A 19,548-nucleotide genomic window follows, 5' to 3' on the forward strand; every position below is an offset into this window, starting at 1 on the left:
ATCAACTTAGAAGCTATAAGTCACACCGAGATTATAACGACGACCATCTAAGACATAGTTATAGGTATCTTTATCAATCTCTTTGTCAAATAAATTATAAACGCCTGCTGCAACTGCGATGTTTTGTGTTGGCTTATAGTTCAATCCAACATCAACCATCGTATAAGCAGGTTTACCTTTTGCCATTGCGGTACGGCTCAAATAATCAGATGTTTTACTGCGATAGTTGACACGTCCCCAGCTTGAGAATTGATCATTAATTTCCCAGTCAGCAGTTGTATTGAACATATGCTTTGGCATTTCATTTAAAGGTTTTCCTTTATTGATACCACTTTTTTGCTCTGTATCCGTGAAGGTATAATTTGCAGATACATTTACATTTGGCAGAGCCTGCCAACCAAACGTTACTTCCGCACCACGCATGCTGGCTTTATCAACATTTTCACGTAAGCTAACAAAGTCAAATTTTTCACCTAACCAATCACACTCTAACGCACCAACATTCTCACCCTGACAAGTTCTGACTTCAGTGATTTTATCTTTAAACTCACTATTAAATAGTGTTAAGCCAGCATTTAAGTTATCTAAATTGTCCCAGTTAAATGACACTTCATAGTTCACACTTTTCTCTGGTTTTAGATCAGGATTACCGACAATAACTCCCTTACTTTGTCCACCGCCTGTTGCTTGTCCCCATTCAGCAACAGTTGCACGCAATGCTGGTGTTTTATAACCTGTAGATACACCGCCTTTGATCACCCAGTTATCATTTAAACCCCAAACGCCATAAATCTTTGGACTCCAATGATCACCAAACTTCTCGTCTTCATCTAGACGTAATGAAGTTGTCAAAGTGAAATCATCCACAATGTTCCATGCATTTTCAGCAAATAGAGCCCAGTTATAACGATCTAAGCTAGAAACAGGTGTAGAACCACCGATGCTCAATTGATTACCTTTATCTTCTAATTCTTCTTTTAAATACATCCCACCAAAGCTGAGACTTTGACGATCAAAATTAATTTTATTGATTGTATTAAATGTCGTATTAATCGCTTCCATATTACGTGATGGATTTTCATTTTCCTCACGTTGAATATAAGAATGTGTTTCCACTGCACCAAGTGTACCACGGTGTGTCAAACTGTATTCTGTACGGTAATAATCTGTGAGTGAGTTTACTGGTGGATTTCTGCCTGTTTGAATTGGCGAAATACTCTTGCCAACCGTTGCATCACGATTTTGAATTGAACGTTGATATTCCAAATCAAAAGTATGTTGATCATTTGGCGTAAGTGTTAATGCTGCCCCGCCTGCTCGAATTTTTTGCTCACTATAACCGCCATAAATTTCATCTTCATCACGTTGCGAATACAAACCATTGGCTTTGAAAGATAAAAGATTCGCAATTAAAGGACCTGCAATATATGCATTGGTTTGGTAAATATTTCCTGATTTTGAGTTTTCTTGTAATGTCGTATCTAGCTTGATTGATCCAGTCCATTCATTGGTATTTTTCTTAGTAATAATATTAATTACCCCGCCCATGGCATCAGAACCATATAAGCCTGACATTGGACCACGAATTACTTCAATTCGCTCAATCGCACCAATATTAGGTAACCATCCCTGTTCAATTCCAGAGTTATCACTATTTGGTCTTACAGAACGCGTGTTTACTTTTTTTCCATCAACCATAATGACTGTGTAAGCACTCCCCATACCACGGATACTAATATCACTTGAACTTCCACCGCCTGTTACCACAACCCCAGGTACATCTTTCAATGCATCAGTGACATCGCGATAAGCTTTTTTATTAATTTCTTCTTGTGTGAGAACTGAAATAGAAGCAGCAGCTTTTTTAATATCTTGCTCAAAGCCACTTGCTGTGATCACAATTTTTTCTAGTTGAGTAACTTCGTTTGTCTGAGTGTCGTTCGCATTTGCGATTGCAATCATATTACCAAGAACAGAAATGGCGAGTAGTGATTGACGAGCTAATTTATTGGACATATTCCCACCTAAACATGACAAATCTTAAGATTTGCTTAAAAAATTTAGTAGAATTCTAACAAAAAATAAATAAAACTCAATACAAATGATAATTATTATTATTTATATATTCATCTTTTTTGTTCTACATCTTGTTATGAAACAAAGAAAAATATTTACTGATGTTTTTCTGACATGAAAAAAGCCCTCGAAAGGGCCTTTTCCAATAGATGATATTTCAAGTTTTTTACTTAAAATATGCGCCTTCTGCTTGGCTATGGTCAGTTTGATCAACGACACGCTGTAACTCAGGAACGTGTTGCTTTAATGTGGTTTCAACACCTTGCTTTAAAGTTACATCAATCGCTGAACAACCTTGGCAACCACCACCGAATTTTAATACAGCAGTTAGACCGTGTTCTGCATCATCCTGAACTTCAACAAGACTACAGTTACCACCATGCCCTTCTAAGCTCGGGTTAATTTCAGATTGAAGTACATAAGTAATGCGCTCTTCAATTGAAGCATCTGGACCAACACGTGGAACCTTCGAGTTAGGTGCACGGAATGTTAATTGTCCACCAAAACGATCTTTGTTGTAGTCAATTACAGCATCAAGCAAATATGGAATTGATGGTGCATCTACATAGGCTGGAAAGTCTGGATAATCCTGCTTATAGTCTGTTGGCACAACTTCTTCAGGTGCACTATAAGCCATACAACACTCTGCACGTGGTGTACCCGGATGCTCTACAAAAACACGAACGCCAATTCCTGGAGTATTTTGCTTTGCTAATAAATCACGTAAATACTCTTGTGCAGAGGGAGTAATCAAAAGGTTTGGAATTTCTTCTGCGACAGCAGTGTTGGTGTTCTCAGTCGACATAACAATAATCCTCAAGCTGATGTCGTTATATTAACCGAAGATGGAGGGTAATAAAAAAAAATCAACCATTTTTGTAGGAATTATATGCAAGATCATTGTTTATTAAGTTTTTAATGGCATTATTGCTTAGACACTGATCAATTTAAAACATTTATGTTACATCTACCCTTTAGCCATACTGTGACGCTTATCATTATCACAGTTGCAATTTCTTTATTGGCATTCTCCAATCAGGCAGTGATGAACCGTCTGATTTTTTGGCCTCCTGCAATGCAACGTGGTCAATTTGATCGTTTCATTACCCATGGTTTTGTCCATGCTGATGGTACACATTTACTTTTTAATATGATTACCCTGTTCTTTTTTGGGAATATCATTGAGAGTTTTTATCGTCAGTTTTTCTACGACATGGGCTTTGTGTTGTTTTATCTAGGTGGTTTGATTTTTGCTATACTACCAAGCTATTTGAAACATAAAAATGATGTACGTTGGGCAAGTCTTGGGGCTTCAGGAGCTGTATCTGCAGTTTTATTTGCCTATATTCTGTTTCAACCTTGGAACTTAATTTTTGTATTTTTCATTCCAGTACCCGCGATTATTTTTGCAATTTTATATGTCGCATATAGCATCTGGTCAGGGAAACGCGGCAATAGCAACATCAATCACAGCGCTCATCTTTGGGGAGCTGCTTATGGTGTCGTCGTCACAATCTTATTAGAGCCTAGAGTTGTTCCACACTTCCTTAATCAACTGACTAAATTACCTTTTTAAAATCTGAAAATAAATTCAATTGAAAAATAAGCCTCATATTTGAGGCTTTTAAATATCATCATTGATACAAATATTAGTTAAAAATTTCATTTTTTATCTAGTAGAAAATCGAATATACCCTTAAAGTTTCTATGGAAAAACATAAAGATTGGGATGAAATCATGAAAAAAACTTTATTGTGCTTAAGCGCATTATTCTTTGTTGGATTATCAGGTTGTGCTGTACACACACCTCACGGCAGTGTCGTCGTTGATCCAGATCATAATCATGGTGGTTCAGGTAATTTCTGTCCTCCTGGTCAAGCGAAGAAAGGTCGCTGCTAATCAGTTTCCAACCTAAGCTCATTGCAATGGGCTTAGGTAGTCTAAACTTCCTACAATAAGCATCTAAAATAAGATTTACTCCATCAGATAATTGCAAAAAACATCACTTTTTTTCTGTTCTTGGATTTCATTTTCGTAAAACCCATATACTATATAGGGAAATGTATTTTATTCATTTTTATGGGATTTCTAAGATGAATCTAATCCAGCCCTGTGTCGTTACCGAAATATTGAATAAGGTTCAACATGCAGATGATTGGATTAATTTTCTAGAACAGCTCAATCTCCATTTTAATGTTCAAGCATCACAGCTTTTAGCCGTTGATCTGGAAGTACAAGCTCTGTCTTTCAGTGTCCATCACGGCGTAAATCTTGATGAAAATCAACTCGAACAAGCCGCTTTAAAACAAATCCGTCTAGCCATAGATGATGACCCTCGCTTAAAAAAAATGTTACTAGCACCAATGAATGGTTGGATGCATTGTTCACAACATTTTCAAGAACATGAAATCACCCGAACTGAAGTCTATCAACAAGTATTACAACCCCTAGATTTAAGATTCTGTTCTGCGATTCAAGTCATATATGATCAAAAAGTTTGTGTTATTTTAGCTTTCCTCAGTAGCCAAGATCGAGGTAGCTTAAATTGTTCAGAATTACAACCGATCTATGAGATTTTGCCAATTTTACAGCAAAAAATTCAGCAATATCGACATCATTTTGAATATTCTACAATGACACTGCTCGGATCACAATTGATCCAAAAGATGAAGCAGCCAATTGCGATTATTAATCTAAATGGTGATATCTTAGAGATAAATGCTGAAGCAGAACAATTATTTGAAAATAATGAGCTGATTCAAATTAAACAGCGTCGTTTTAGCCTGAATGAACATCATCAGCAGCTGTTTGATCAAAACCTAATAGAATTAGAAAGAAATTATAAAAATCATAGACAACTTGATTCTAAAGAACAGACGAAAATCATGATGCTCAGCGATGATTTATTTCTAACATTAGACTTACTTAGCCCAGAAAAGACGCATAAAATTTTTGGATTACGCCCCGTTTTACTTGCAACATTTTCTGGGCTTCAACACCGTCCTAAATATCAGAAAGAGCTTTATACACAACTATTTATGTTCACACCTGTGGAACATAAGATATGTGAGCAATTACTAGAAGGTAAAACAACCAAAGAAATTGCGCTCTCTCATGAAATCCAATTAGATACGGTTAAAAAACATCTAAAATCTATTTTTAAGAAGACCAAAACCAATCGGCAAGCTGGATTGATCCAGCTACTAATGCAGTTTCTATAAATAGTTTAAATATCTTTTTACTATGCAATCTCAGCTGGAAATGCAATCACTTGGTCAATTTTCATCTTATTCATTGACACCATCAACAAACGATCTATTCCCAAGGCTATTCCTGAACATTCAGGCATATTAGGTAAAGCTGCCAATAAGTTGTGATCAGTCGGGATTGTTGGCAAACCTTGCTTTAAACGCTCAGTATTATCAGCTTCAAAACGAGCGGCTAAAACATCTGCATCTAACAATTCATCATATGCATTGGCAAGTTCTAAACCTTCGATATAAACCTCGAAACGCGCTGCAACAAGTTCCCCATCTTCATCTTGTTTTACCTTCGCTAAAGAGGCAATTTCAGGAGGGAAATCAGTCAGAAAAACAGGCCCATCAAAACCTAAGCTCGGCTCAACAAAATGGGAAAATAATAAATCCATATACGCTAGGCGATCATCACCTAGATCAAGATTCAATCCAACTCGATTTGCTACGCTCTTCAACTGCTCTAAGCTTGCTTGTAAAGGATTAATCTCTAAACGATCTTGGAATGCATGCTTATAGCTTAAAAGATAAGGACGAACTTCACCAAAACGGTGAGATAGACACAGCTCAAGTAAATCAGCTGTTTCATGCATTAATCCTTTTAAATCTAAAGCTGGCCGATACCATTCCAACATTGTAAATTCACTATTGTGCTTACGACCATGTTCATCATCACGAAATACTTTACAGATTTGATAAATTGCCCCACTACCACTGGCCAATAAACGTTTCATTGGAAATTCAGGTGAAGTCTGCAAATATTGCGTGTTTAACTTGCCATAAATATGACGCTGCACTTGTACTGATGCTAAATGAACATCCGTCACGCCTGCCTGTGAGAGAATAGGAGTTTCCACTTCCAAAACACCACGCTCAGCAAAAAACTGACGGATTTTTTGATACATTGCTGCACGTGCTTTGAGTGCATCGATAGAACATGTCGGTTGATAACGATTCACTGTCTCACTCACGCTTTAGGCCCTCCATGTGCAGCCCATTCACGGCGCAATGGATAATTCTTACGCAGTAGATCAAACGCTCTTTGTTCAACCTTACCCGCTTCAACACAAGCACGAAGTTGTCGATCATCTTCAGCAATATTATAAATTTGTACCAAATGCTGTTTAAGTGCAGTTTTTAAATCATGCTGCTCAAAATACTGTTCGACACTTGGCAATTGGCTTTCAAATCGTTTCGATGCCTTATAACCGAAGGTATTACAAAAGGCCTCATAGATCATCTGTGTACCTCTCGCTTTACCTTCCAAGCTATAACCTGCAATATGTGGTGTTGCAAGAGCGAGCTGATCGAGTAATTGCTGTGAAATTTCAGGCTCAAACTCGAACACATCTAACACTACTTGGCGTTTTGTCTTTTCAATATTTTCAATTAATGCAGATTGCTGAATCACTGGTCCACGCGCACTATTAATTAAAATCGTCGAATCTTTCATTTGAGCAAAGGCAGCTTGATTAAATAAATGCTGTGTTGGATATTCGCCTGATTTTGTTAATGGTACATGAATTGAAATCGCATCAGCTCTTTTTAAAAGCTGCTCAAAAGCAACATTCTCAATGCCATCAAGTTGTACATATGGATCATAACCGATCACATGCCAGCCAAGGAGTTGTGCCATCACTGCAAGACGGCTTCCAACATTTCCCAAACCCACAATAGCCAACGTAAATGCGCTATTTTGTTCTAATAGATCAATATTTAAATGCAATAAAGCAGTAATTACATATTCAGCTACGGCTTGAGCATTACAACCCGCTGCATTACTCCATCGAATATGTTTTTGCTCTAAAACTTGAATATCTAAATGATCAGTCCCAATCGTTGCACTACCCACAAACTTAATTTTTGTTTGGTCAATAAGATCATGATTTACTTTTGTGACTGATCGCACTAGCAATGCATCAGCATTTTCAACATCGGCATGTGCGAGTGTTCGCCCTGCTTTATGCTGAATTTCTGCAAATTCCGCGAAGAAATAATCGGTAAATGCCAAATTTTCATCTGCGATAATTTTCATGCAGAACCGTCCTATAGAAAATCAACACTTATTATCCTTAGCATAGGCAAATTTGACAATTCAAATCTGTTTAACTTGCATACAATATTGCAATAAGCACTAAAATTTTGATGCATTGTTGCGATGTATTGCCAATCCCGAATCCTATTTTTAATTTTATAATAAGCATATCCCCTTTCTTTCTCCTTTCACTATGTCTCTTTATTCTCCTTATAAAGGCAAAAATGGTCTTAAACGAATCTTTGACGCGACAGGCTATTCACTTGCTGGATTCAAGGCTGCTTTTAGTCATGAAGCCGCATTTAGACAAGTCATTTTGCTCAATCTAATTCTGATTCCATTGAGTTTCTTTGTTCATGTATCGGCGTTAGAACAAGCATTAATGGTTGCTGTTTGCCTATTAGCAATTATCGTTGAGTTATTTAATTCAGCTATCGAAGCTGTTGTAGATCGTATTTCTTTGGAAAAACATGAATTGTCTAAGAATGCGAAAGATATGGGGAGCGCAGCTCAATTTGTTTCTTTAGCCATTATTTTCTTTACTTGGGTAATTATTTTATTTAAATAAAAAAAGAGGTTGTCTCCTTTGCTGGGTAGAGACAACCTTAAAAATGAACTGTTTTAAAAGAAAGCCTGAATTTATTTATAAACTCAGGTTTTCTTTAGTATTTTAAGTATTTTTTACTATTACTTACCGCCAAAGACGTAAGCAACACCTACACGACCACCGAATTCATCACCACCTGCGAACCCCAAGGCCCCACTAGCAGAAATACGATTCGTAAATGATGTTACAATACCAATAGAACCGGCAGTTTCACCTTCATAATGGCCAACACCACCAAATACAGCGACTTGACCAGGTTGAATGCTAGGTACAGCTTGTTGTGCAGCCAATGCAATTGCAATCCCACGGTAGGCTGTACGCTCTACATCATCAACTCTAGTATTTAACTGATTAACACGATTATTTAGTTGATTAATACTACGATCAAAAGTAGCTACACGAGCATCAGTGTAGCCTTTAGCACTGACTAAAGTTGCTTTATCACCATCAACAATAGCTTTGTTGACACGTGTACTTTCTACTGCTGCCTCATGGCGCAATGTTGTTGCCGTATTATCCGTATGCATTTTTGCAGATACCAAAGTTGCCGTATCCGCCATATTCATTTGTTTAAGATTTACTGCATCTGTATCTGCCGTAGCTGCAGCTACATGAATAATCTGACGTTCACCACCAACAGAACCCACTGAAACCGTATTATCTCGATCAGATGTGGACGCATTTCCTAACACAACTGCATTGGTTGCATTAGTATTTATATTGTTACCCAAAACGAAAGTATTATCTCCATTTACGGTATTGTTATTACCTACAGCATAACTAGCATTACCGCTTACGACGTTTGGATCACCAATTGCACCCGAGTGATTCCCAGTGACCTGATTTCCCACACCGATTGCAATTGCCTGCTCACCTTGTGCAACAGCACCAACGCCGATCGCAATAGATCGCGTCCCTTCTGCTTTAGCCAACTCATCACCATCATTACTTTGCAGTGCTACAAATGGCGAACCATTTGCGTTCGCATCCGTATATGCTTTCGCCTGCTCTAAAACGGATGAACTGCTTTGGTCTGTATATTGTTTAGCATTGTTTAAGGTTGTAGCTGCTATACTATTTGTATGAGCCTTTGCATCTGCTAATGTTTTTGCGTTGCTATCCTTCACTTCATTGCGAATCGCTGTAGCCGTATCTGCTGTCGTTTTATTCGCAGATGCTAATGTTGATGCATTTCCATCCGCAATCGCCTTATCTAAACGAGCGGACTCGGTTGCTGCTTCTGAACGTAATGTAGTTGCTGTCTCATCTGCATATGCTTTTGCATCGGCTAAAGTTGATGTATTTCCATCTGCAATCGCCTTATCTAAACGAGCAGACTCGGTTGCTGCTTCTGAACGTAATGTTGTTGCTGTTTCATCTGCATATGCTTTTGCATCGGCTAATGTCTGAGCATCACCATTTGTCACCTTTGCAATTTCCTGATTTAAACGCTCGGTTTCTGCAGTAACTTCTGCTCTTAATGTCGTCGTCGTATCATCAATATATGTTTTGGCATCAGCTAATGTTTGAGCGTCCTGCTCTTTAAGTTGTTTTAAATTAACAGCATCTGTATCTTTTGTTGCCGTCGCTACATTGGTAATTCGCTTTTCTGCACCAGATCTTCCAACTGAAATCGTATTAGCTTCATCTGCAATAGCATTTACACCAAGCGCCGTTGCATTATCGGCTAAAGCAGTACTGTTATGACCAAATACACTACTGTTATTTCCTACTGCTATATTTTGACTACCCACCACTGTACTACTTTTACCCAAAGCAACGGAACCACCTTGTTGTAGCGTACCAATCAAGTTATCCACATTCTGAGATTCAACTTCAATACCATTAATATGAGTAATCGATGAGATTGTTAAGTCTGTTGCAGTAACTGAAATGCCATTGATTTCTATCAACTTTGCACCATCATCACTTGCTATATAATAATTTGATCCAGATGACGCACCAAATGCACTAGCCCCGCTTTGTTGTGTTAACATATTTGAACCAATCGCAACACTACCTGTACCATTGGCTATATTATTATTTCCTACGGCACTACTACGATAACCCAAACTCTTATTATGATTCCCTATAGCAAGGCTATTGCGATCAGATGCAGTGTTTTGACCACCAATAGCTTGACTACTTTCAGCTAATGCTGTGTTACCATTCCCAATAGCGCTACTACCACGTCCCACAGCACGATTATTTACACCTACGGCAGTATTCCATTCACTAGAACTATTAGCATAACCAATAGCTGCACTATATAAATATGAAGAATTACCCACTCCAAACGCAATACTATTTTGTCCCAATGCTTGATTCGATACACCACAAGTGACCGATGTCCCCCCACTTTCACAAACTGCAGCTTCTACTTGACCACTTCCCATCACTAAAACCAAAGCCATCGCGAGCTTACTGAGTTTAATTTCAGTATTTCTGAAATTTATGATTTTATTAACTTGATTCATAGAATATCCCTACCTTTTCTTTAATTACCCCATTAATAACTTCTGATATATAAATATTAGGAATTATTAAGGGAATGTATTAAACATTGTCAGTAGGTAATACATTACTGAATCATAATTTTTTGATCCATTCCCCAATTGGGGTATAAAAATACTTGATATAAACTTAAACAAATTTATTTTTTAATTATTTTTACAGATTAATTTTTCGTAACATTCAGCATATATCTAACATATTGTTAAATATATGCTGATATAAAAATGATCTAAAATGCGAAACCAATCCCTACTACAGGACCTTTCTGCTCAGTATCCCATTTAAAACTACCACTTTTATAATCCTGAGATACATAACGATATCCAACTCTAAAGTTGATAGGTGCTGAGAATACTTTTTGGCGATATCCTACATATGCTTGAGCAATTTGTGTTTGTTCAGTGCCATAAGTATATTGAGCAGCAATGTTCCAAGGAGAGTCTGTGTTGTAACGAAAACGCGCACCACCAAAGTATTCGAACCAATCTTTCTCTACTGCAACCACTTTTCCCAAAGCGCCTAAATTCCCCTCTAAATCCGTGTAGTTAAAGCCCAAAGTAGGTTCAATCACCAAACCTTTTCCCTGCGGATACTGCTCATAGGCTCGATAATAAATTCCTAAATTACTTAAATTCACTTTTGTTGATAATGCTATCGGATAGGAATAAACCTGTTTTTCTTCTTCAGTCTTCACGTATTGAATATCCGAATAAACGCCCCATTTGCCTTTAGCTATTTCAAAATGTCCCATTAATGCTTTATCTAATGAATCTAGCGTATCTTTGAATGGTTGATCTAAATGATAATTCATTCCCTGATAACCAATTTTTCCATCAATATCAGCAGCAAAACCATAAATATTTACAAACACTTTCGTATCGCCAATAAAAGAGTCTTTAAGACTTTCTGCTTGCGCATGGGGAATGAATAATCCACAACTCAGCATATACAGGCAATATTTATACATTTATTTCTCCAAAACCGTTTATAAAAATTTAAGTATGATTCATGTATTTTTAATATGAATCAATTTATTAGTAACGTTTTCCTAAAGTATTTTCTATACTAGAAACGTAAAAAATCCCTGCATTAGCAGGGATTTTTATGATTTGGACAATGATGTGATTACATCATGCCAATTAATAATCTAACCTTCACTAAATACAAATTACATTACAACCTATCCAATTGATTTAAAAATATTTTTATTCTAACGGTCCATAACAATGTGATACATGCAATTACCAATTTTTGTGAGTAAGATTGTGAGTAAGCACTTTCAAAAATACCGTTACTCACAACATATGCTAAACGATCTTAAAATCAAAAGCTTAAAACCACGTGAAGAATTATACCGCGTGGCTGATCATTCAGGACTCTGTATAGAAATCCGCCCATCTGGTAGCAAATTCTGGCGTTATCGCTACCGATTTCTTACTAAAGCAAAAATGCTCACAATCGGTCAATATCCCGAAATTACTTTAGCATACGCTCGCTTGAAAACAATGGAATATCGAGAACAACTCGCTAAAGGAGTAGACCCAATAAGCCATCAAAAAAAAGAACGCCTTGAAGCAATCAAAGCAAATAATGGTACATTCCGTTTAGTCGCCAACGAATTTATGAATTCTCGAAAAACTCAACAATCAAAGGAATGGGAACAACGCCGCAGCAGTTATTTTGAGAAAGATGTTTATCCTCTTATCGGTAATAAACCTATCCATGAGATCGACTCGATTGATATTAAAAATGTTCTTGATAGTACTATGGCAAGAATCAAAAAATCAGGAAGAGGTACAGGGGAAGTTAAGGGAATTTTTGTTAGGCAAATAATAGGTGAAGTCATGGAATATGCCATTATCACAAAACGTATTTCTATTGACCCTACCTACGTCCTTAGAGGCTACATAAAGCAGCCAGAAGTAACTCATGCCAGACCCTTGACCGAATCTGAAAAAAGAGAACTTATGTCTAAGCTCAATACATACGGTGGCTCTACTAGTACAAGGAATGCTATCAAAGTGGCAACATATACATGGCTTAGAAGCATTGAAATACGTCGAGGCAAAAAGGAATATATTAATTTTGAAGATAGGACGTGGACTATTCCAACAGTATCACAGGCTGATATTTTGGCTGGAAAGCGTAATATGAAAAAGAACAGAATGCATGTTGTCCCTTTATCAAATCAAGCCATACAAATCATTAAAGAGCAATTTGCTCTTTACCCCAATAGCGAATATATTTTTGCAGGTGAAGATGGTGAAATGATGGGTAAAACTACATTAAATACTGCCCTTCATAATATGAAATTAGAATTCAGCATGCATGCCCTAAGAGCAACAGCTTCAACAATTGCAAATGAGAATGGTTTTAATAAGGATTGGGTTGAAATACAGCTTGCCCACGTTTCGGATAATAAAACACGGGCGACATACAATCATGCTCAATGGTTAAATGATCGTAAAACTATGATGCAATGGTGGGCTGATCATGTAGATAGTTGGGGCTTTGTTTCATAAACAACTGACACACCTACATGTATCACTTACAACTATATTTATAGTTTTGAAACACTAATCTAATGAGATTTAAAAACATGAATAATAAATTTAAGGGCGATCTTGATTTTTATGAATTAGAAGACGTAAGTCATCGTCTTGAAGTAATTGAGCTCATACTTAGAGAGGATGAAATCTCCTTCTCAATGAAATGGGCTTACGAAGTTTATCACGCTTGGATTGATGAAAAATAAAATGATTTGATGCCAATATCTCAAAATATAGGCAATTTTTTTGCGACACAAGTTGTCTCATCTTTCTAATTTATCATAGCTTTTTCATCTAAAATTCAACACAATACTCTCAAAGAAATTTGAGAGTCATCTACGTGATTACAGGCGAAATTAAAAGCAAAATTGACCAGATTTGGAATGCATTTTGGAGTGGTGGTATTTCCAATCCTTTAGAAGTCATGGAGCAAATGACTTATTTGCTATTTATTCGCCGACTGGATGAAATTCAGATCACAAAAGAAAAGAAAGCCAACCGCTTAAAAACTGCTGTAGAACATCCAATTTTCACACCTGAGCAAGATCATCTTCGTTGGTCAAAGTTTATTACTTTAGGCGATGCTACAACGTTGTATAACACGGTTGCCAATGAAGTCTTTCCTTTCATTAAAAACTTAGGTGCAGAAGACGAAACCACCTATAGCCATCACATGAAGGATGCACGTTTTACCATTCCTACGCCTGCGCTACTCACCAAAGTGGTGGATTTGGTTGCGGATGTGCCAATGGATGATAAAGACACAAAGGGTGATATTTACGAGTACATGCTCGGTAAAATTGCATCAGCAGGTCAAAATGGTCAGTTCCGTACGCCTCGCCATATCATCAAAATGATTGTGGAGTTGATGCAGCCAAAACCAACCGATACCATTTGTGATCCTGCGTGTGGTACAGCGGGCTTTTTGGTGGCTGCAAGTGAATACCTAAACGATCATTACAGCACTGAGATTTTTGCCAATCCTGAAGCGGCAAAACGCTTTAGTGAAGAAACTTTTTTTGGTTATGACTTTGATAGCACCATGCTTCGCATTGGTTCAATGAACATGATGCTGCACGGTGTTGAAAACCCACGAATTGAAAACCGTGACTCATTAAGCGAAGCACATTCACATATTGCGGAAAAATACAGTTTGATTTTAGCCAATCCGCCATTTGCAGGCAGTTTGGACAATGAAAGCTGTGCCAAGAACATTCAAGCTGTAGTAAAAACCAAAAAGACTGAATTACTGTTTTTAGCCTTGTTCTTACGTTTGTTAAAAACTGGCGGTCGTGCTGCGGTGATTGTGCCTGATGGTGTGTTATTTGGTTCGTCAACTGCACATAAAGCATTACGTCAAAAGATTGTAGAAGAACAAAAGCTTGAAGCAATTATTTCAATGCCTTCAGGGGTGTTTAAGCCGTATGCAGGGGTTTCGACTGCGATTATGATTTTTACCAAAACCATGTCAGGCGGTACGGACAAAGTTTGGTTTTATGATATGCAGGCAGATGGTTATTCGCTAGATGATAAGCGTAATGAACTTGATGCGTCTAAGCATGAAAATAACAACATTCCTGACATTATTGCGCGTTTTAAAAACTTGGAAGCGGAAAGTTCTCGTCAAGCCACAGAGCAAAGCTTTATGGTGGATAAAGCGGATATTGCTGCCAATGGTTATGACTTGTCGATTAACCGTTATAAGGAAGTGGTATATGAGCAAGTGGAATATGAAGCACCAAGTAAAATTTTGGCGGATTTAGAAGTGCTTGAGCAGGATATTTTAAAAGGAATGGCTACGCTTAAGGAGATGCTTAAGTGAGTTGGGAGCAAGTTAAGTTAGGTGATATTTTCGAAATTGCTCGTGGTGGTTCTCCACGTCCGATTGATCAATATATTACAGATGATCCTAATGGATTAAATTGGATTAGCATTAAAGATGCATCTAATAGTTCAAAATATATTTATAAAACTGAAAAAAAGATTGAACCTGAAGGTCTGCATAAAACTCGTTTAGTGCATCCAAATGATTTTCTATTGACTAATTCGATGAGTTTTGGTCGTCCTTACATCATGAAAACGACTGGTTGTATTCATGATGGCTGGTTGGTTTTAAGTGCTGACAAAACAAAAGTAGATACAGATTATTTTTATCACTTATTAGGTAGTGATTTTATGTATCGAAAATTCACAGGCTTAGCCGCAGGTGCAGTCGTAAAAAACTTAAATACAGAATTAGTTAAATCTGTATCTGTCCCACTCCCACCACTTGCAGAACAACGCCGAATTGCGTCAATTTTAGATCAAGCGGACGAGTTACGCCAAAAACGGCAGCAAGCGATTGAAAAGTTAGATCAGCTTTTAAGAGTCACCTTTATTGATATGTTTGGCGATCCTGTAAGTAATCCTAAAGGGTGGGATTTAAGATCTGTTGGTGAAATAAGTGAATCTAAACTCGGGAAAATGCTAGATAAGAAAAAACAATCTTCTGAAATTGATCAATATAAATACTTAAGAAATGCCAATGTTCAATGGTTTAGATTTGATCTATCTGATGTATTCGAAATGGAGTTTAATGAAAAAGATCGGAAAAACTGTGAATTGAAATTCGGAGATGTTCTTGTTTGTGAAGGTGGTGAACCTGGGCGTGCTGCAATATGGAAAAATGACTTAGAAAATTGTTTTTTTCAAAAAGCGTTGCATCGAGTTCGCCTAGATATGACACAAATACTACCTGAATATTTTGTTTGGTTATTTTGGTTCTATTCAAAAAATGGTGGGTTTGACGATCATATTACAGTGGCAACGATTGCACATTTAACTGGTGTTAAAATGAAAGCAATGCAAATACCAATCCCACCTCTTTCATTGCAAGAAGATTTTCAACAAAAAGTCAATGAAATTGAAGTATTAAAGACAACACTTGAAAATTCTAGTAAGTTATTTGAAAGCCTATTTGAATCACTACAAAACCAAGCATTTAACGGCACTTTATAACATTTAATTAAAAATATGAGGGAATATATTCATGAGCAATTTTCAGTTTTTAGAACCTGAATTTAAAAGCTTGGCAGCTACGGCTAAAGAAGCCGAAAAGCTCGTGTATATTTCCCCTCAATTTGCCCTTGCTGCGGCACGTACATCACTTGAAAACCTTGTGCTTTGGCTATATCAATACGACAAAAAACTCACCCAACCTTATGATGCATCACTGCATAACTTACTCAATGACATCAAATTTAAAGACCTGATTCCCCCTTATATTTGGGACAAAATGGACAACATCCGCATGGTCGGCAACAGTGCCGTACATGGGAAAAAGTTCAAACAACTCACCACCGAAGAAACCGTAAAACACATCAGCCATTTATTCCTGATGTATGTTTGGTTTGAACGGAACTATGGTTCACCTTCAAAAGACCGTTCACAGCCACATATTTTTAAAACTGAACTGATTCCTAACGCAGATAACACACAGCAAATCACCGCCAACCAAGAACAACTGCAAAAAGAAACAGAAGCTAAAGAAAAACAGTTTGCGGAGCAACATAAAGCCCTACGCGAACGTGAGCAAAAACTTTTTGAACTGTCCGCAAGTTTAGAAGAACGTGAAAAATTACTTGCAAATATAGATGCTGAACTTGCACAAAAACGTGCAGACGTTGAACAAGCCAAGATTGCCAACAGCAAAATCGAAGACCATACCGACTATAAAGAAGACGAAACCCGAAAGCTTAAAATTGACCTCATGCTTGAAGAAGCAGGTTGGGAAATTGGTAAAACGGTTCGAGAAGAAGTTGCTGTTACAGGCATGCCAAGCTCATCGGGTAAAGGTGCTGTGGACTATGTGCTGTATGATGCCAATGGCTTGCCCTTGGCTGTGGTTGAAGCCAAACGTACATCAACAGACCCTGATATTGGACAACAACAAGCCAAGCTCTATGCAGACTGCTTAGAGCAACAAACAGGACAACGCCCTGTCATTTTCTATACCAATGGCTACAAAACCCGAATTTGGAATGATGTGCAAGGTGGTCCACCACGTTTGGTGCATGGTTTCTATACTCAGGCAGAACTCAAACGTCTGATCGAAAGACGTAAGAACAACCCTGATTTAAGCAGCTTCCCGATCAATGCGGACATTGTCGAGCGTTACTACCAAACTCGTGCCATTAAAGCCATGCTTGCAGCCTATCAGCGTAAAGAACGTGCAGGCTTGCTGATCATGGCAACAGGTACAGGTAAGACTCGTACCGCCATTGCACTGGTCGATGTGTTGATGAAAGCCAATGTAGTGCAAAAGGCGTTATTTCTTGCAGACCGCACTTCATTGGTCAATCAGGCACACAACGCCTTTAAAGCCAATTTAAAAGATGCCTCATTCGTCAATTTACTTGAGGATAAAAATCAGGTTGGTCGAGTGTATTTCTCGACCTATCAAACTATGATGGGCTTAATTGACGAAAAAAATGCGGACGGTACACGCCAATTCGGCACTGGCATGTTTGACCTGATTATTATTGATGAAGCACACCGCAGCGTATACCAAAAGTTTGGTGAAATTTTTAAATATTTCGATAGTTTACTCGTAGGTTTAACTGCAACACCACGAGATGAAGTCGATCGTGATACCTATGCTTTATTCGGCTTAGAAAGTGGTGTCCCAACTGATTATTACGACCTCGATCAAGCGATTGCCGATGGTTATCTCGTGCCACCGAAAGCCTATTCTGTACCACTTAAATTCATGCGCGAAGGCGTGATATATGACGAACTTTCCGAAGAGGAAAAACAACATTGGGATAGTCTGAATTGGGGTGATGAAGATGCACCCGAAGAAGTTTCAGCATCCAAGATTAATAAAGAGCTGTTTAATACAGGCACCATTGATTTAATGCTCAAGCACTTGATGGAAAATGGTATTAAGACCGAAGGCGGTGATCGTTTGGGTAAAACCATTATCTTTGCCGTCAATCAAAAACATGCCCAGTTTATTGCTGATCGCTTCAATGAAAACTATCCGCAATATGATGGCAAGTTTGCCCGTGTCATTACCCATGCCACTAAGTATCCACAAAGCTTAATTGATGACTTTAGCAAGAAAGATTTACCTGAGCCCCAGATTGCGATTTCAGTGGATATGCTCGATACAGGCATTGATGTACCTGAAGTGGTCAACTTAGTATTCTTTAAAGCTGTACGTTCTAAAGTGAAGTTTATGCAGATGATTGGGCGTGGTACACGCCTCTGCAAAGAATTGTTTAGCCCTGAAAAAGATAAAAAAGAATTCTTTATTTTCGACTATTGCTCTAACTTTGAATACTTCAATGAAAACCCTGATGGTGCGCCTGTTGCGACCACAGAGCCACTCGGACAACGCTTGTTTAAAGCACGTTTAAATATCCTGAGTTTACTGAATGCGAAGGACGATGCCACCGAAGAATTAAAAGCTGTACAGCAAGATATGCGTCAGAGTTTACAGACTGAAGTGAAGTCCATGAACAATGACAATTTCATTGTAAAGTCTGAGCTTGAGCATGTTGAACATTTCAAGAATGATGATGCTTGGAACAACTTAGATGATCTTGCCATCGGTACATTACGAGAACACATTTCTAAATTACCAAACCAACTTGAGCCTGAAACTTTAGAAGCTAAATTGTTTGATATGCTTTGCTACAATCTTGAGTTGGCAGTATTGGAAAAGAACAATACAGCGATTCAGAGTTATGCCAATAAAGTGATTGAAATTGCTTCTAAACTGGAAAGCAAAGAAAATATTCCTGTTGTTGCAGAACAGATTGCGCTGATTCAAGACATTCAAACCGTTGAATATTGGAAAGGCATCACCTTGCCAATGTTAGAGGCGATGCGTAAACGTATTCGCGGCTTGGTGAAACTGATTGAAAAATCCACATCGACTATTGTCTACTCCATGCTTGATGATGAAATTGGAGATATGCAAGCGGTTGATATTCCAGTGGTGTCAAGTGGTGTAAACCTTGCCCAGTACCGCAAGCGTGTAGAGAGCTTTATTAAGGCGAATGAAGACCATATTACCATCGCAAAGTTAAAGCGTGGTTTAGCACTGACACCGACTGACTTAAGTGAGCTAGAACGTTTCGTTTTTGAAGCCCAAGAAGTTGAAAGTCGAGATAAGTTTGAAGAGTGCTTTGGGACAGAAAGATCACTGCCTCTTTTTATTCGTTCCTTGGTCGGTCTAGATCGTCAGGCAGTACAAGAAGCTTTTTCAAAGTATCTGCAAGGTACAACCTATAACGATAAACAGATTCGTTTTATTGAAATGATCATTGATCATCTCAATATGCGTGGAACTTTAGATGCTACTCAGCTATATGAACCACCTTTCAATCAAATCCACTATGAAGGAATTGATGGAGTGTTTGATGATGCAGAGGCTGACAACATATTTGGCGTTGTTGAAGCGTTTAATGAAGCGGTAGCGTAGGTTTTATTTTAAAGGAGAAAAATAATATGGTTTTACCAATATGT

The 19,548-nt window shown here is 37.8% G+C and carries 15 protein-coding genes; 9 read left to right on the plus strand and 6 right to left on the minus strand.

What is annotated here, in order from left to right; translation table 11 throughout:
- Window positions 1–6: 6 nt before the first annotated feature.
- Both IO68_RS25740 and nfuA read right to left on the minus strand, forming a co-directional pair.
- The gene (locus tag IO68_RS25740; protein ID WP_023013418.1) at window positions 7–2,016 is read right to left on the minus strand and encodes a ligand-gated channel protein; all 2,010 of its coding nucleotides are present in this window, start codon (window positions 2,014–2,016) and stop codon (window positions 7–9) included.
- Window positions 2,017–2,242: 226 nt separating this feature from the next.
- On the minus strand, window positions 2,243–2,881 hold the full coding sequence (nfuA, locus tag IO68_RS25745) for a Fe-S biogenesis protein NfuA (RefSeq protein WP_004878363.1): 639 nt from the start codon (window positions 2,879–2,881) through the stop codon (window positions 2,243–2,245).
- 153 nt (window positions 2,882–3,034) lie between these two features.
- Between nfuA and IO68_RS25750 the strand changes: the two genes are divergently transcribed.
- From IO68_RS25750 to IO68_RS25760, 3 genes are all read left to right on the plus strand, one after another.
- A complete protein-coding gene (locus IO68_RS25750) occupies window positions 3,035–3,652 on the plus strand; it encodes a rhomboid family intramembrane serine protease (protein WP_007481717.1) in 618 nt (205 codons plus the stop codon).
- 161 nt (window positions 3,653–3,813) lie between these two features.
- Window positions 3,814–3,975 (plus strand): hypothetical protein, encoded by a 162-nt coding sequence (locus IO68_RS34010; protein WP_004878361.1) that lies wholly within the window; start codon window positions 3,814–3,816, stop codon window positions 3,973–3,975.
- 194 nt (window positions 3,976–4,169) lie between these two features.
- Window positions 4,170–5,297 (plus strand): helix-turn-helix transcriptional regulator, encoded by a 1,128-nt coding sequence (locus tag IO68_RS25760; RefSeq protein WP_023013420.1) that lies wholly within the window; start codon window positions 4,170–4,172, stop codon window positions 5,295–5,297.
- Between the two features lie 20 nt (window positions 5,298–5,317).
- Here IO68_RS25760 and epmA read toward each other — a convergent pair whose 3' ends face one another.
- Together epmA and IO68_RS25770 are read right to left on the minus strand one after the other, a co-directional pair.
- Window positions 5,318–6,289, minus strand: a complete 972-nt coding sequence (gene epmA, locus IO68_RS25765; protein ID WP_413540712.1) for an EF-P lysine aminoacylase EpmA — start codon at window positions 6,287–6,289, stop codon at window positions 5,318–5,320.
- 8 nt (window positions 6,290–6,297) lie between these two features.
- On the minus strand, window positions 6,298–7,365 hold the full coding sequence (locus IO68_RS25770) for a 4-phosphoerythronate dehydrogenase (RefSeq protein WP_023013422.1): 1,068 nt from the start codon (window positions 7,363–7,365) through the stop codon (window positions 6,298–6,300).
- 193 nt (window positions 7,366–7,558) lie between these two features.
- Between IO68_RS25770 and IO68_RS25775 the strand changes: the two genes are divergently transcribed.
- Window positions 7,559–7,933, plus strand: a complete 375-nt coding sequence (locus IO68_RS25775) for a diacylglycerol kinase (RefSeq protein WP_004878357.1) — start codon at window positions 7,559–7,561, stop codon at window positions 7,931–7,933.
- A gap of 119 nt (window positions 7,934–8,052) precedes the next feature.
- Here IO68_RS25775 and IO68_RS34185 read toward each other — a convergent pair whose 3' ends face one another.
- Window positions 8,053–10,449 carry a YadA-like family protein gene (locus IO68_RS34185; protein WP_023013423.1) on the minus strand — a complete coding sequence of 799 codons (2,397 nt, stop codon included), beginning with the start codon at window positions 10,447–10,449 and terminating at the stop codon, window positions 8,053–8,055.
- Between the two features lie 266 nt (window positions 10,450–10,715).
- The gene (locus IO68_RS25780; RefSeq protein WP_007481726.1) at window positions 10,716–11,453 is read right to left on the minus strand and encodes a hypothetical protein; all 738 of its coding nucleotides are present in this window, start codon (window positions 11,451–11,453) and stop codon (window positions 10,716–10,718) included.
- Between the two features lie 337 nt (window positions 11,454–11,790).
- Here IO68_RS25780 and IO68_RS25785 point away from each other — a divergent pair, with 337 nt between their 5' ends.
- From IO68_RS25785 to IO68_RS25800, 5 genes are all read left to right on the plus strand, one after another.
- Window positions 11,791–13,008, plus strand: a complete 1,218-nt coding sequence (locus IO68_RS25785) for a tyrosine-type recombinase/integrase (protein ID WP_031234806.1) — start codon at window positions 11,791–11,793, stop codon at window positions 13,006–13,008.
- A gap of 77 nt (window positions 13,009–13,085) precedes the next feature.
- Window positions 13,086–13,241: a hypothetical protein gene (locus tag IO68_RS33940; protein ID WP_023013426.1), complete on the plus strand. Its 156-nt coding sequence runs from the start codon at window positions 13,086–13,088 to the stop codon at window positions 13,239–13,241.
- A 134-nt stretch (window positions 13,242–13,375) separates the two neighbouring features.
- Window positions 13,376–14,857, plus strand: a complete 1,482-nt coding sequence (locus tag IO68_RS25790) for a type I restriction-modification system subunit M (protein ID WP_023013427.1) — start codon at window positions 13,376–13,378, stop codon at window positions 14,855–14,857.
- Complete coding sequence (locus IO68_RS25795) at window positions 14,854–16,032, plus strand: restriction endonuclease subunit S (protein WP_023013428.1); 1,179 nt, start codon at window positions 14,854–14,856, stop codon at window positions 16,030–16,032. The genes IO68_RS25790 and IO68_RS25795 overlap by 4 nt, the downstream gene beginning before the upstream one ends.
- 31 nt (window positions 16,033–16,063) lie before the next feature.
- Complete coding sequence (locus tag IO68_RS25800) at window positions 16,064–19,504, plus strand: DEAD/DEAH box helicase family protein (protein WP_023013429.1); 3,441 nt, start codon at window positions 16,064–16,066, stop codon at window positions 19,502–19,504.
- Window positions 19,505–19,548: the final 44 nt, after the last annotated feature.

The organism is Acinetobacter sp. COS3, from assembly GCF_000475335.1.
GTDB lineage: Bacteria > Pseudomonadota > Gammaproteobacteria > Pseudomonadales > Moraxellaceae > Acinetobacter > Acinetobacter venetianus.

Excerpts from the sequence above, each read along its gene's own strand:
- IO68_RS25740 (WP_023013418.1), bottom strand. The coding sequence starts at position 2,016 with ATGTCCAATAAATTAGCTCGTCAATCACTACTCGCCATTTCTGTTCTT.
- nfuA (WP_004878363.1), bottom strand. The coding sequence starts at position 2,881 with ATGTCGACTGAGAACACCAACACTGCTGTCGCAGAAGAAATTCCAAAC.
- IO68_RS25750 (WP_007481717.1), top strand. The coding sequence starts at position 3,035 with ATGTTACATCTACCCTTTAGCCATACTGTGACGCTTATCATTATCACA.
- IO68_RS34010 (WP_004878361.1), top strand. The coding sequence starts at position 3,814 with ATGAAAAAAACTTTATTGTGCTTAAGCGCATTATTCTTTGTTGGATTA.
- IO68_RS25760 (WP_023013420.1), top strand. The coding sequence starts at position 4,170 with ATGAATCTAATCCAGCCCTGTGTCGTTACCGAAATATTGAATAAGGTT.
- IO68_RS25770 (WP_023013422.1), bottom strand. The coding sequence starts at position 7,365 with ATGAAAATTATCGCAGATGAAAATTTGGCATTTACCGATTATTTCTTC.
- IO68_RS25775 (WP_004878357.1), top strand. The coding sequence starts at position 7,559 with ATGTCTCTTTATTCTCCTTATAAAGGCAAAAATGGTCTTAAACGAATC.
- IO68_RS34185 (WP_023013423.1), bottom strand. The coding sequence starts at position 10,449 with ATGAATCAAGTTAATAAAATCATAAATTTCAGAAATACTGAAATTAAA.
- IO68_RS25780 (WP_007481726.1), bottom strand. The coding sequence starts at position 11,453 with ATGTATAAATATTGCCTGTATATGCTGAGTTGTGGATTATTCATTCCC.
- IO68_RS25785 (WP_031234806.1), top strand. The coding sequence starts at position 11,791 with ATGCTAAACGATCTTAAAATCAAAAGCTTAAAACCACGTGAAGAATTA.
- IO68_RS33940 (WP_023013426.1), top strand. The coding sequence starts at position 13,086 with ATGAATAATAAATTTAAGGGCGATCTTGATTTTTATGAATTAGAAGAC.
- IO68_RS25800 (WP_023013429.1), top strand. The coding sequence starts at position 16,064 with ATGAGCAATTTTCAGTTTTTAGAACCTGAATTTAAAAGCTTGGCAGCT.